15 protein-coding genes are annotated in these 12,865 nt (G+C 56.2%); 1 reads left to right on the forward strand and 14 read right to left on the reverse strand.

Annotated features, from left to right (window positions below):
- Positions 1–123 precede the first annotated feature (123 nt).
- The 14 genes from rcsA to fliF all read right to left on the reverse strand — a co-directional run bounded on the left by rcsA (position 124) and on the right by fliF (position 12,141).
- Positions 124–759 carry a transcriptional regulator RcsA gene (rcsA, locus tag B3041_RS06985; RefSeq protein ID WP_039385157.1) on the reverse strand — a complete coding sequence of 212 codons (636 nt, stop codon included), beginning with the start codon at positions 757–759 and terminating at the stop codon, positions 124–126.
- A 628-nt stretch (positions 760–1,387) separates the two neighbouring features.
- Positions 1,388–2,176 carry a flagellar biosynthetic protein FliR gene (gene fliR / locus B3041_RS06990; RefSeq protein WP_065649010.1) on the reverse strand — a complete coding sequence of 263 codons (789 nt, stop codon included), beginning with the start codon at positions 2,174–2,176 and terminating at the stop codon, positions 1,388–1,390.
- Complete coding sequence (gene fliQ / locus B3041_RS06995) at positions 2,176–2,445, reverse strand: flagellar biosynthesis protein FliQ (RefSeq protein ID WP_039385151.1); 270 nt, start codon at positions 2,443–2,445, stop codon at positions 2,176–2,178. The genes fliR and fliQ overlap by 1 nt, the downstream gene beginning before the upstream one ends.
- A 34-nt stretch (positions 2,446–2,479) precedes the next feature.
- A complete protein-coding gene (gene fliP, locus B3041_RS07000) occupies positions 2,480–3,214 on the reverse strand; it encodes a flagellar type III secretion system pore protein FliP (RefSeq protein ID WP_039385989.1) in 735 nt (244 codons plus the stop codon).
- A gap of 2 nt (positions 3,215–3,216) precedes the next feature.
- Complete coding sequence (gene fliO / locus B3041_RS07005; RefSeq protein WP_065649011.1) at positions 3,217–3,609, reverse strand: flagellar biosynthetic protein FliO; 393 nt, start codon at positions 3,607–3,609, stop codon at positions 3,217–3,219.
- 2 nt (positions 3,610–3,611) lie between these two features.
- A complete protein-coding gene (gene fliN / locus B3041_RS07010) occupies positions 3,612–4,022 on the reverse strand; it encodes a flagellar motor switch protein FliN (RefSeq protein WP_065649012.1) in 411 nt (136 codons plus the stop codon).
- On the reverse strand, positions 4,015–5,022 hold the full coding sequence (gene fliM, locus B3041_RS07015; RefSeq protein ID WP_039385143.1) for a flagellar motor switch protein FliM: 1,008 nt from the start codon (positions 5,020–5,022) through the stop codon (positions 4,015–4,017). Before fliM ends, fliN begins: the two co-directional genes overlap by 8 nt.
- 4 nt (positions 5,023–5,026) lie before the next feature.
- The gene (fliL, locus tag B3041_RS07020) at positions 5,027–5,512 is read right to left on the reverse strand and encodes a flagellar basal body-associated protein FliL (RefSeq protein WP_065649013.1); all 486 of its coding nucleotides are present in this window, start codon (positions 5,510–5,512) and stop codon (positions 5,027–5,029) included.
- Between the two features lie 129 nt (positions 5,513–5,641).
- Positions 5,642–6,916 (reverse strand): flagellar hook-length control protein FliK, encoded by a 1,275-nt coding sequence (locus B3041_RS07025; protein ID WP_292970830.1) that lies wholly within the window; start codon positions 6,914–6,916, stop codon positions 5,642–5,644.
- A complete protein-coding gene (gene fliJ, locus B3041_RS07030) occupies positions 6,913–7,356 on the reverse strand; it encodes a flagellar export protein FliJ (protein ID WP_065649015.1) in 444 nt (147 codons plus the stop codon). The genes B3041_RS07025 and fliJ overlap by 4 nt, the downstream gene beginning before the upstream one ends.
- Before the next feature lie 25 nt (positions 7,357–7,381).
- Positions 7,382–8,737, reverse strand: coding sequence for a flagellar protein export ATPase FliI (fliI, locus tag B3041_RS07035; protein WP_065649016.1), 1,356 nt, complete (start codon positions 8,735–8,737; stop codon positions 7,382–7,384).
- Positions 8,737–9,447: a flagellar assembly protein FliH gene (fliH, locus tag B3041_RS07040; protein WP_292970836.1), complete on the reverse strand. Its 711-nt coding sequence runs from the start codon at positions 9,445–9,447 to the stop codon at positions 8,737–8,739. The genes fliI and fliH overlap by 1 nt, the downstream gene beginning before the upstream one ends.
- Positions 9,440–10,432, reverse strand: coding sequence for a flagellar motor switch protein FliG (fliG, locus tag B3041_RS07045; RefSeq protein ID WP_065649018.1), 993 nt, complete (start codon positions 10,430–10,432; stop codon positions 9,440–9,442). Before fliG ends, fliH begins: the two co-directional genes overlap by 8 nt.
- On the reverse strand, positions 10,429–12,141 hold the full coding sequence (fliF, locus tag B3041_RS07050; RefSeq protein WP_065649019.1) for a flagellar basal-body MS-ring/collar protein FliF: 1,713 nt from the start codon (positions 12,139–12,141) through the stop codon (positions 10,429–10,431). The genes fliG and fliF overlap by 4 nt, the downstream gene beginning before the upstream one ends.
- A 338-nt stretch (positions 12,142–12,479) precedes the next feature.
- On the opposite strand from fliF, the gene fliE reads away from it, so the two are divergent.
- A complete protein-coding gene (gene fliE, locus B3041_RS07055; RefSeq protein WP_065649020.1) occupies positions 12,480–12,791 on the forward strand; it encodes a flagellar hook-basal body complex protein FliE in 312 nt (103 codons plus the stop codon).
- Positions 12,792–12,865: the final 74 nt, after the last annotated feature.

Here is a 12,865-nt window from a genome sequence, read left to right on the forward strand (position 1 = left end):
CATCGGCAGGGCAGGGTAAAGACTTAGATGAGAATATGAGATCGCGATCGCAAAAGCGTTAAAAAACAACAGGGCCGGTCAATAGACCAGCCCTGCAGCAGCATAAATTATGTCGCAGACAGTTTATCGCACGTTAACATAAATGCCGGAGGTTACATTATCTGTCAGACGTACCACATGATAGATAACCTGTTTATTATGCGTTTTGATTTTACGCTTAATATTGCCTTTATGAGATGAAACGGTTTTAGCCTTGATCTGCATTTTGTCTGAAATCTGAATAGTGTCATGGCCTGACATCCACATTTTCAGCATATTTGATTCAGTCTGGCTCAGCGTCAGTGGATGAATATCCATCCCGGCGGAAATACGCGGTGACGCATTGAGTTTCTTTTGCAGGTAGGTGCCCAGCAGTGAATCCAGTGTTGACGTCTTTATCGATTTTGATGTAATAATCAGGTTTTTACGAACGTAGAGATATTCCTCAAAATGGATATTTGAGATCGCCATAAAAATAAAGAAAAGAGTATCCGGGTGCTGTGTGATAATAGCACGAATACGATCGCTTGAATCGGCTTCGTGAATAAAGCAATCTTCGTTAATAAATACTACGCCAGGTTTTAGTTGCTCGCATTTTTGTTGTAGCTGTTCGATATCCGTGGCTGCAGTAATGTTTTTCTTTTTAACTCCTTTTGCCGACATATAGTCCGACAGGCCCAGGCGTGTGTAGTTACATGAATCCATAATAATCGTTGGCATTATAGCGACCCTCACCAATTTGTTATCCGTTTAAATCAACGATGAATACGCGTTTGCGGTACGAGAGAAATTTTCAAAGACACTTTTTTATTCTGCTTTGCAGTCTGGCAAATTATATCCCTGTGCCATCATGACTCTTCCCTGACCCGTTCTGCGAAGTTTTTTGTGTTCCATCCACGTCATTCTTTTCCCGGCGATAGCGGGAATCACCAGGAATTTGCTTTAGGTATACCTTCCGCTCTGTTTTTGAGAGCTGTGTCACTATCGCGCATGTTACAGGCAATTCTGATAGGACAAATCTTAAAAACATTTGTTTCGCGAAAGTGTGACGCTTCAGCGAGTGTTGACAATGCCGGAAAAAGGGAAATTAGACAAGAAAAATCGCTTTTAAATTTTTTTTGTTTAAAAACATACCCTTGAGCACTTTGCCAACCGATCCGTCAGGGAAACCACCTTAAGAATCGTCTGACTAAAATACTCCAGGCACCGTTTAATAAGAATGTTTTTCACGATAAATATCGATTTATCAGAATTTCCTCAGTTGATTTCTGAAAAAAATGGTTTGAAAAGTATACGGAATGATTTTGACTGCTTAACTATCACTTCAGAATGGTAACAGTATCGTTAACTAACGTGCAGGGGAAAGTTCTGAGACAAATCGGGCGAGTAAATCAAAGACTTCGCTGAACAGATGTTCGCAAAACGGGGCAAGAAGGGGCATCAGCATACCCATGGAGAGGATGCCGACCGTTAAGGTAACAGGAAAGCCAATAGCAAAAACCGACAGTTGAGGTGAAACACGGTTTAACAAACCCAGTGCCAGGTTTAGCGTGAGGAGCAAAATGATTAAGGGCAGCGCTAACATCATGCCATTAAGGAAAATTAACCCGGCGCCTTTGACCAGTCCCATGAAGGCATCAGCACTCAGCGGCTCTGCGCTGACAGGCAACGTCTGAAAACTGTCTGCCAGCAGCGAGATCAGCCACAGGTGCCCGTTGAAAGTCAGAAACAGCAGCATGGCCAGCATATCCAGAAAGCGAGCCAGCAGCGGCATGTTGACCCGCGTGTTCGGGTCCAGCAGCGTAGCGAAAGATAATCCCATCTGTAAACCAATGATTTCACCCGCCAGCTTAACGGCTGAAAACGCCATCTGCATGGTCAGACCGATGCCCGCACCAATCAGCAGCTGCTGAATCAGCATCCAGAAGCCGGCAGGTGAGAACAGGGTAACCTCTACCGGTGGCAGCAGCGGCAGTAAAATCCAGGTGATCACAAACGCAAGCGCCACCTTTACCCGCTTGGGGATATTGCGCTCATTCAGCACCGGCGCGCTGGCAAACAGCGCCAGCAGGCGTGCCATCGGCCAGAAAAACTGCGCCACCCAGTGGATCAGCTGACTGCTGTCGAGGGTAACCATCAGCCGATGATGTAAGGCAGGTTGCTGAACAGGGTGCGAATGTAATCCAGCATCAGATTCAGCATCCACGGACCGGCGATCACGCCGGTAGCCGCCACCGCCAGAATTTTGGGGATAAAAGAGAGCGTCTGTTCATTAATCTGCGTTGCCGCCTGCAGGATACTGATGATCAGTCCGCTTACCATCGCGACCAGCAGGAGCGGAGCCGCCATCATCAGCGCGACACGCATCGCTTCCTGGCCCATTACCATTACCGATTCCGGGGTCATACTGTGCTCCTGTCAGGGAAAGATTGTTGAAGGGTCAGGAATAAAAGCTCTGGGCCAGCGATCCCACCAGCAGCTGCCAGCCGTCAACCAGCACAAACAGCATCAGCTTAAACGGCAGCGCAATCGTCGCCGGCGGGACCATCATCATACCTAATGCCATCAGTACGCTGGCGACCACCAGATCGATAATCAGAAAAGGGATAAAGACCGTGAAGCCAATCTGAAATGCGGTTTTCAGCTCGCTGGTGACGTACGCGGGCAGCAGGATACGCATCGGCACCGCTTCCGGGCCATCAATGGGCGCGGTATTGGCCAGGCGGGCAAACAGGGCAAGATCGGCTTCGCGCGTCTGGCGCAGCATGAACTCGCGCAGCGGCTGGGCACCTTTATCCAGCGCCACCTCCATGCTGATTTTGTCCTGACTGAAGGGCAGGTAGGCATCAGCATAAATTTTGTCGAACGTGGGCGCCATGATGAAAAAGGTCAGGAACAGCGCCAGGCCGAGCATCACCTGATTAGGCGGCGCCGACGGCGTACCCAGCGCGTTACGCAGCAGGCCAAACACGATAATGATGCGCGTAAAACTGGTCATCATCAGCAGTACGGCCGGGATAAAGGTCAGCGAGGTGATAAACACCAGCGTCTGTACCGGCAGTGACCAGCTCTGCCCGCCATTAGCCAGCGGCTGGCTGACCAGACCAGGCAACTGCGCGTGCGCAGCCGGTGCCAGCAGCATCAGCAGCGGCAGCAGAGAGAGTAATCGACGCATCATTAAGGTTTTCCGGGACGTTTAACCAGGTTGTGGAGGATCTGACGAAAATCCTGTGGTACAGGCTGAGCCTGTGGGTGCTCTTCAGGCGGTAACGGCGGCAGCGAGTGCAGATGGGTGATCTGCTGCGCTGTCACACCCAGCACCAGACGCGCATCGGCGGTTTCAACGATCACCACCCGCTCCTGACGCCCGACCTGTACGCTGGCGCTGACTTTCAGCGCCTGCGCATTCACCGTTTTTGGCGCAAAACCCATGCGTTTTGCCAGCCAGCCGCAGGCCAGAATCAGCAGAACGATAACTGCCAGCATCGTACCGACCTGGCCCACCACGGAGCCGGTAGAGACCACCGGCTGTGTGTGCGCCGGCTGCAGGGTCTGTGCGCTGTTTTGCATCATCAGCGGCTCAGACGACGCATGCGTTCAGAAGGCGTAATGATATCGGTGATGCGTACACCATATTTATCATTCACGACCACGACTTCACCTTGTGCAATCAGATAGCCGTTGATCAGAATATCCAGCGGTTCACCGGCGAGGCCATCCAGTGACACCACAGAACCCTGCGTCAGACGCAGCAGCTCTTTGATTGTCATCTTGGTACGTCCCAGTTCAACGGTAAGTTTGACCGGGATATCCATGATCAGATCGATATCCTGCATGGCACCGCTGGCGCCGGCGCTCTCAAACGCCTTAAAAACATTTTCACTGGCGGCCGGTGCGCTGCCGCTGCCGGTCTGCTCGTTCATTGCTTCAGCCCACAGATCGTCCGCGGAGATATCGTCGGACGGGTTTTTGCTGTCACTCATTGGGCTGTTCCTCATTCAGCGAATTCAAAATCGGGTTTATCAGATGTTCAACGCGCAGCGCGTACTGGCCATTCAGCATGCCGTACTGGCTGGTCAGCACCGGAACGCCATCCACATGGGCAATAATGCGATCCGGCTTCTCAATCGGCAGCACATCGCCGGGTTTAAGCTGCAAAATGCGCGACAGGCGCATTGAGGTTTCGGCAAAATGTGCAATCAGCTCCAGCTCAGAGTGCTGCACCTGCTTCACCAGATTATCGCGCCAGTGGGTATCTTCCTGACGGGAGTTCTCCAGCGGTGGATTGACCAGCAGCTCGCGCAGCGGCTCAATCATGGAAAACGGAATACAGATGTTAAACTCACCTACCAGGTTGCCAATCTCCACCTGAAAAGGCGTGTTGACCACAATATCGTTAGGTGAGGTGGTGATGTTGGTGAATTTCACCTGCATCTCTGAACGGACATACTCCACTTCCAGCGGGTAGATCGCTTTCCACGCGTCGCTGTAGCCATCCAGCGCCAGCTTCAGCATGCGGCGGATCACGCGCTGTTCAGTATGGGTAAACTCACGTCCCTCTACTTTGGTCGGAAAGCGACCGTCACCACCAAACAGGTTATCGACGGCGATAAAAACCAGGCTTGGTGAGAACACGACCAGTGCCGTGCCGCGCAGCGGCTGCAGATGGATCAGGTTCAGGTTGGTTGGCACCGGCAGGTTGCGGGCAAACTCATGGTAGGGCTGAATTTTTATTGCCCCTACGCTGATATCCGGACTGCGGCGCAGCAGGTTAAACAGCGCCATACGAAAATGGCGCGCAAAACGTTCATTAATGATCTCCAGCGCCTGCAGCCGCTCGCGTACCACGCGACGCTGGGTGTTGGGATCGTAAGGGCGAATGTCGCCATCGCTCCCGGTGGAAATTTTCTCTACTTCCGCGCTGTCACTGTCGCCGTTAAGCAGCGCGTCAATTTCAGCCTGGGAGAGAATGCTATCGCCCATTAAATCACCTCAAAATGAAGGCGGTAAACAGCACATCACTGACGGCCTGTGCAGGTTGTCCGGTTACCAGCGGCGGCGCCATCACCTGTTTTATCTGCTCAACCAGAGCCTGTTTGCCCTGTTCGGTTGCCAGCTGCGCCGCGTTCTGACGCGACAGCAGCAGCAGCAGACGGCTGCGCACTTCCGGCAGGTAATCGTTCAACCGGCGACGGGTATCCTCATCCGGCAGACGCAGCGTAAAGCCTACGTACAGCACGCGATCGGGATCGTTGTCAGGATTTACCAGGTTAACCGTAAACGTATCCATTGCAAAAAAGACGGGGGCGGGCGGTGGCTCAACTTTCGCGGCCTCCGGTTTGTCACCCTCGTGTTTATTCATCATTCGCCAGACTGCATAGCCTGCTACGCTGCAAGCGGCCAGTGTTAAAATCAGTAACACCGGAATCAGTAATGAACGTTTGCGGCCTTTTGCTTTCGCGTTATCAGACATGTTTGCAGTACTTCCTGTGAATTATGGGCAAGCCTCTCGGCTTACCTGAACAGATTATCCCGCGTCTTAAGTCAAACAATGGGAAGAAAAGACGCGAGTTTTACGCTTACCTTCAGCGTTTAGCCGCTGTCAGGCAAAAATATCAACGCCACCGCTGCCGGCAGCGCGCGCCTGCAGGGTCGCCGGAACGGCTACAGGTGTTATCTCACTGTCACTCTCCAGCGCCTGAGTAAAGCGGCCATACTGGCCGTCGCGCTGATTCTCCTGCTGTCCGGCGTGCTGCTGCTGGCTCTGGGCAAACGCGTCGCTGCTGACCTGACTCTGGCCCAGGTTAATGCCGCTCTCCGCCAGTGCACTGCGCAGCTGAGGCAGGGCGGCTTCCAGCGCCGCTCTGACATGGCTGTGACCTGAAACCAGCGTAAGCTGCGCCTGGTCCTTATCCATTGTCAGGCTGATCTGCAGCGCGCCTAAATCTTCCGGATGCAGCCGCAGTTCAGCATTCTGCTGCCCGTTGCGGCTGAACATCACAATCTGCTGACCCAGCGCCTGCTGCCACTCCTGACTGCCAAGCTGTGCATTCAGCATCGGCGTTGACGGCGTGCCCTGCAGGCTGGCGCTGGCGGTATTAACCGGTGCGCTGCTGCTGAACAGGGTGCTGAGATGCGCGGCTGGCTGCTCCTGTCCGGCTGACAGCGCGTGCCGCTCATCGCTTTTACTGAGTCCCCCCAGCATCTGCCGGAAACTCTCATCCAGCGTCAGTGCCCCACTACTGGCGGGCGCGGTGCTGCTGTGACTGCTGGCGGCCAGGGCGTCAGCGCGCGCGGTAAGCGCTGGCGCATCCTGACTGCCGGTGTGGGGTACCGCCGCGTCTGCCTGCTCAGTTGCCTGCGCGGTGCCCGTCAGCAGCGCCCCTGTCAGCGCCGCGTTAAGCGGCGTACCTGCGGTGGCGTTAGCGGCTACCGGCGGCTGAGCACCGGAGGCCAGCGGCGGACGGTTTTCCACCATCGCCGGCAGCATGGCAAACAGCGCCTGCACGTTCTGTAAGTCGCTGGCACTTAACGGGGTAACGGCAGGCTCATCACTATCATCGGCGGATTTAAGCCCGGCTTTAGATCCCGCCGGCTGGAAAAGTGCATTTAAGGCATCTGGTTTGTCCAGTGCCTGCAGCAGCGTACTCAGTGATGTTTTATCATCTTTACCGGCAGCCTCTTCAGCGCCGCGGGTCTCACCCGGCTGCAGTTTTCCCTGCTGTTTCGCCAGCGCCAGCAGCTGATTACCCAGCTCGGTGATAAAATGGGACGGCAGACTGTCACCCGTTGCCGTGTTCTCTGGTGCCGCATCCGTTGCGACAGCTGTTTTAGCGACTTTTGCAGTATGCGTAAGCAGGGCTTGCAGCGTAGTCATTCGCTTTTCCTCAGTGCGGCCCGTTGGGCAAATTCATCCATCCGTTTCTGATCGAGACGGTTTTCCTGACGCAATGCACTCTCTTCAGCGCGGGTGATCAGCATCTGATAGGCATTGAGTTTTTTATGTTTTTCCCGCCAGCTGCCCAGCGCCTGTTCAGTGCGCTGATCCCACTGGCTGAGCTGCTGGCGATGCTGGTCAATCGCTTTTTCCAGCGTCTGAATAAACTGGTGGTAGTTGCTCCAGCGCATGCTGGTAATACCGCCGGACATATCCTGATTGAGCTTGTTGCGATACTCATCCAGATAGTCCAGCAGCATGCTGAGCTGTTCATTAGCCTGCTGCTGGCCGCGCCGCATGTTGCCAAGATGGACGACAGCATCGTCCAGATCCTGTTCGGCAAGGTCGCGCAGGGTGTCAATTGCACTGGCGGTTTTCATGGGTCAGCCTCGTCTGATAACAGCGTTAACCAAACAGCGTCTGCAGGTGCAGGCAGGCGTCATCATATTCACTGCGCTCAAAAATCCCCTGATGCAGAAATGCTTCCATCTGCGGATAGAGCGTAATTGCCCGGTCCAGCATCGGATCGCTGCCGGCGGCGTAGGCGCCAACGCTGACCAGATCGCGGTTACGCTGATAGCTGGACAGCAGCTGCTTAAACTGCCGCACGCGGGCGTAATGTGTTTCATCAATCAGCGAGGTCATTACGCGACTGATCGACGCTTCGATATCAATAGCCGGGTAGTGACCCGCTTCCGCCAGCCGGCGCGACAGAACAATATGCCCGTCCAGAATGGCGCGCGCGGAGTCAGCGATAGGATCCTGCTGATCGTCACCCTCGGTCAGCACGGTATAAAACGCCGTGATTGACCCGCCGCCGTCGATGCCGTTCCCGGCCCGTTCTACCAGCGCCGGCAGCTTGGCGAATACGGAAGGGGGATAGCCTTTAGTTGCCGGCGGCTCACCAATTGCCAGCGCAATTTCACGCTGCGCCATCGCGTAGCGGGTCAGCGAGTCCATGATCAGCAGCACGTGCTGGCCGCGATCGCGAAAATCTTCCGCAATGCGCGTGGCGTAGGCGGCGCCCTGCATGCGCAGTAGCGGGGAGACATCGGCCGGCGCGGCGATCACCACCGAGCGGGCGCGGCCTTCGGCACCCAGAATATTTTCGATAAACTCTTTGACTTCACGGCCGCGTTCGCCAATCAGGCCAACCACAATTACGTCGGCTTTGGTATAGCGCGCCATCATGCCCAGCAGCACCGATTTACCCACGCCGGAACCGGCAAACAGTCCCATGCGCTGGCCGCGTCCCACCGTCAGCAGGGCGTTAATGGCCCGCACGCCAGTATCAAGCACGTCATGGATCGGCGTGCGCTGCAGCGGGTTAAAGTGCGGGGTGATCAGGGGTGCGCGATAACCGGTTTCAGGCGCAGGCAGGCCATCAAGCGGCTTGCCGCTGCCATCCAGCACGCGTCCCAGCAGTTCCGGTCCCAGCAGCAGCTGTTTGCCGCTGTGATCGCCGTTCATCCGCGCATAGACGCGGGCGCCGGGCAAAATACCGTCAACTTCTTCCAGCGGCATCAGAAACAGCTTCTGCCCGTTAAAGCCCACCACTTCACTCTCTACTTCGGTGATGTGGCCGTTGTCATGGCGTTCAATAATGCAGGTTGCGCCCAGCGGCAGCTGCAGCCCGGTCGCTTCCAGCACCAGCCCGGTGGCGCGCGTCAGGCGCCCATAGCGTCGCACGGTCTGCACCTGGCTGATACGCTGTTCAAAGGAGTCGAGTGCGCCAAGCCAGCGCGACAGACGAGACGTCATCAGAGTGCTCCCGGCGCTGCCAGACGGCACAGCTCCTGCCAGCGGGTTGCCACGCTGGCGTCAAGATCGCCATCTTCAGCGCTGAGCTTGCAGCCGCCGGGGTGCAGCGTACTGTCCGCCAGCAGCCGCCAGCCGTGCAGATCAAGCGTGGGGCCAAGCGTCTGCTCCACGCGCTGCAGATCGTCCGGATGCACGCGCAGCTGCGGTTTGCCGCTGAACATCGGTTCCTGCTGGATCAGCTGCTGGATTTGCCGCAGCAGGGCGCTGCCATCCACCTGTGTCGCCTGACCGATAACGGTACGGGCGGCCTCCAGCGCCAGCTGCATCAGCCGCGAGGCGATGACGCTGTCCAGCGCTTCCAGCGTATGATGGAACTCGGTCACCAGCTGCTGCATGCGCGCCTGCAGCGGCGCCTGCTGCTGCTGTGCGTCGGCCAGACCCTGCTGAAAGCCGGCGTCGTAGCCATTCTGCTGCGCTTCCGCAAATCCTTTCTGGTAGCCTTCGCTGTAGCCCTGCGTCTGCGCATCTTTGCGCATCTGCTGCTGCATCCGCTCCAGCTGCTGTTGCTGCTCATCTTCTTCGCTGAACGTCATGACATCAGCGTCAGCATCATGCCCCGCAGGCGGCAGGTCAGGCGCGGTGCTCAGTGGCGCTGCCAGATCGTCAGGCAGCCAGCGCTGCCACGGACGGGCGGAAAATGCATCAGACATAGGTTTCCTCGCCGCCACCAATCACCATTTCGCCCGCTTCTGCCAGACGGCGTACCACCAGCAGAATCGCTTTTTGTTCGTTCTCTACTGCAGACATACGTACCGGACCGCGGTTGGCCAGGTCGTCGCGCAGGATGTCGGCTGCACGCGCAGACATGTTCTTGAGGAACTTCTCGCGCAGCGGCTGCTCGGAACCTTTCAGCGCAATCAGCAGCTGCTCGGACTCCACTTCCTGCAGCAGACGCTGGATGCTGCGATCGTCCACTTCCACCAGGTTTTCGAACAGGAACATCTCGTCGATGATTTTCTGTGCCAGTTCGCCGTCGAAGTCGCGTACCGCTTCGATGACCGCCTCTTCCTGCTGCGTTTTCATCAGGTTGATAATTTCGGCTGCGGTTCTCACGCCGCCCATCTTCGCACGCTTGAGGTTGGTGCCATCCAGCAGGCTGTTCAGGACTTCAGTCAGCTCCGCCAGCGCCGCCGGCTGAACGCCGCCGAAGGTGGCGATACGCAGCATCACATCGTGACGCAGGCGTTCGTCAAACAGCGCCAGAATATCGGCCGCCTGACCACGTTTCAGGTGCACCAGGATGGTGGCGATGATCTGCGGATGTTCGTCGCGGATAAGATCGGCAGCCGCCTGCGGCTCCATAAAGTTGAGCGTTTCCATACCGCTGGTGGTTTCGCGCGTCTCCAGGATATCTTCCAGCAGGCTGGAGGCGCGCTCCTCGCCCAGCGCCTTGATCAGTACCGAACGCAGGTAGTCGTTGGAGTTCAGGCTCAGCGCCGCAAACTGCTCAGCATCGGTCTCGAACTCGCGCAGGACTTCCGTCAGCTGCTTGTGCGATATCTGCTTCATGCTGGCCATCGCCGCGCTGAGGTGCTGCACTTCACGCTGGTTCAGGTGTTTAAACACTTCAGCTGCGCGCTCTTCGCCGATGGTCATCATCAGGATGGCGCTTTTTTCTGTACCGGTCAGACTCATAGTTCGTTACTCATCCATTCACGGATAACCAGCGCCACGACGCGCGGATCGTTTTCAGACATATCGCGGATGCGCTGGCTCATCACTTCGGCGCTCATGCGGTTAGAAGATTTACGCTCCTGGTCCAGCTCATCTTTATTAATCTGCACGCTATAAGCAGCTTCTTCTTCCTGCGCAGCGGCGCGGGCAGCCACGGCTTCAGCAGCGGCCTGTTCCGCCTCGCGTTTGCGCATCAGCTGCGGACGCACCAGTTTGCGGTAGAGGATGAACGCAACCAGCGCCACCAGCAGCCAGCGGCCGGCATTCATCAGCTGATCGAAGAACGATTGCTGCTGCCAGAACGGCAGATCGCCACCTGCAGGCTCGGTGGTATTGAATACCGAGTTCACCACATTGATGCTGTCGCCGCGCGTCTGTGAATAGCCCATCGCTTCGCGGGTTAAATCTTCAATCTGTTTGATCTGCTGATCGTTCAGCGCGACCGCTTTGCCTTTACCGTCATCGCGGTAGTTCACGACCACGGCGACTGACAGACGCTGCACATCGCCAACGTTGAGTTTGGTGTGGCGGATTGAGCGGTCGAGCTCATAGTTCACCGTATCATTACGGCTGGAGCTGCTCGGGCCGCTGCTCTGGCTGGCGGTGCTGGTGGTGGTACCGGCATTCTGCGCCGCATTGTTCTGGCCATTAGCCGCGTTCTGCTGCGCCGGATTTGTCACCGGTGCATTGTTAGCAGGCGCAGGCTGATTAGAGAGGGCGCCAGGTACGCCACCCGGATAAGCGCTGCCGTTCTGATCGCTGGTGCTGGTCTGACGCGAACGCACCGCCGAGTTGGCTGGATTGGCGTTTGGCTGATACTTCTCATCCGTTTGTTCACTGCGGTCGAAGTTAATCTGAGCGGTGACCTGCGCGTGTACGTTGCCCTGGCCAACAATCGGGTTCAGGATCGCTTCAATACGCTGCTGATAACGCGCTTCAACTTCAGCGGCATATTTCAGCTGGGCGTCGTTGAGATCGCGTCCTTCACTGTCGGAGCGGGTCAGCAGGCGACCGGTCTGATCGACCACGGTCACGTTGCCCGGCGGCAGGCCCGCCACGCTGCTGGAGACCATATGCTGGATGGCCTGGATCTGCCCTTCATCCAGTGCCCGGCCAGGCTGCAGCGTCAGCGTCACTGAAGCCGACGGCGCTTTCTGTTCGCGAACGAAGAGGGTAGGTTTCGGCATCGCCAGGTGCACGCGTACGGCCTTGACCGGACCCAGCGTTTCAATCGTGCGTGCCAGTTCACCCTCCAGCGCACGCTGGTAGTTGATCTGCTCGCTGAACTGGCTGATACCGAACTTCTCTTTATCCATCAGCTCAAAGCCTACCGAGCCGCCTTTCGGCAGGCCCTGCTGCGCGAGTCGCAGGCGCAGTTCATGCACTTTATCGGCCGGCACCATCAGGGCACCGCCGTTTTCAGCGAACTGATAGGGGATGTTCATCTGCGTCAGCTGGGTGACAATGGCGCCGCCATCTTCATCAGAGAGGTTGTTATAGAGCACGCGGTAATCGGGCGCTTTGGCCCAGAGCACCAGCGCCAGCACAACCGCAATGGCTGCGGCCGCAGCGATGATGAGGGGAATTCGCGGATTAGCGCGCAGGCGGGCGAAAAGGTCTGTTATGCCTTTCTTTGCTGTATCCTGTGTAGCGGCTGCACTCGCATTCATGACCGATTCCTGCCTGACATAATTGACCGGGTAAGTTGTGGTAACAAAACAGACTCCCTGATACGTCTACCCGGTAATTGCGCTGCTGGCCATTAGAGTGCCGGCGGTAGCTGACGAAGTGAGCTCCCCGCACGGGCGTTTCCTTTCGGACCGCGCCGCAAAAACTTTAGGGTAAAAATGAAATTCCAATCTTATGGCAGGCATTATTGATGAATCGCATGACTTCGATGGCTGAATAAGCCGGGGTTTTAGGGGCTATTTAGCGCCTTTGTCCTATTGACACTGTGCTAACTTTGCAGGCGTAAAAAATTCACTCCCTTTTTCTGCGAGGTATAAAGATGTCAATTCAGGCAATAGATGGCGTGCTGCAGCAGCTGCAGATGACCTCACTGCAGGCGGCCGGCAAGGAAACTCACTCCTCCGGCCAGCTCGATTTTGGTGCCACGATGAAAGCGGCGCTGGACAAGATCAGTGAAACCCAGACCACCGCCCGCACGCAGGCGCAGGATTTTGAGCTCGGTAAGCCTGGCGTGCAGCTTAACGACGTCATGGTTGATCTGCAGAAGTCCTCTATCTCTATGCAGATGGGGATTCAGGTGCGCAACAAGCTGGTGAGTGCGTACAGCGATATTATGAATATGCAGGTTTAGCGGCGTAAGTAGCTGAATATAAATAAAAATACTACACTGCAGCCTTAGCGGAGCACGTATGTAGCACAAGATCG

The organism is Pantoea sp. UBA4549, assembly GCF_002387285.1.
GTDB classification, from domain to species: Bacteria; Pseudomonadota; Gammaproteobacteria; order Enterobacterales; family Enterobacteriaceae; genus Pantoea; species Pantoea borealis.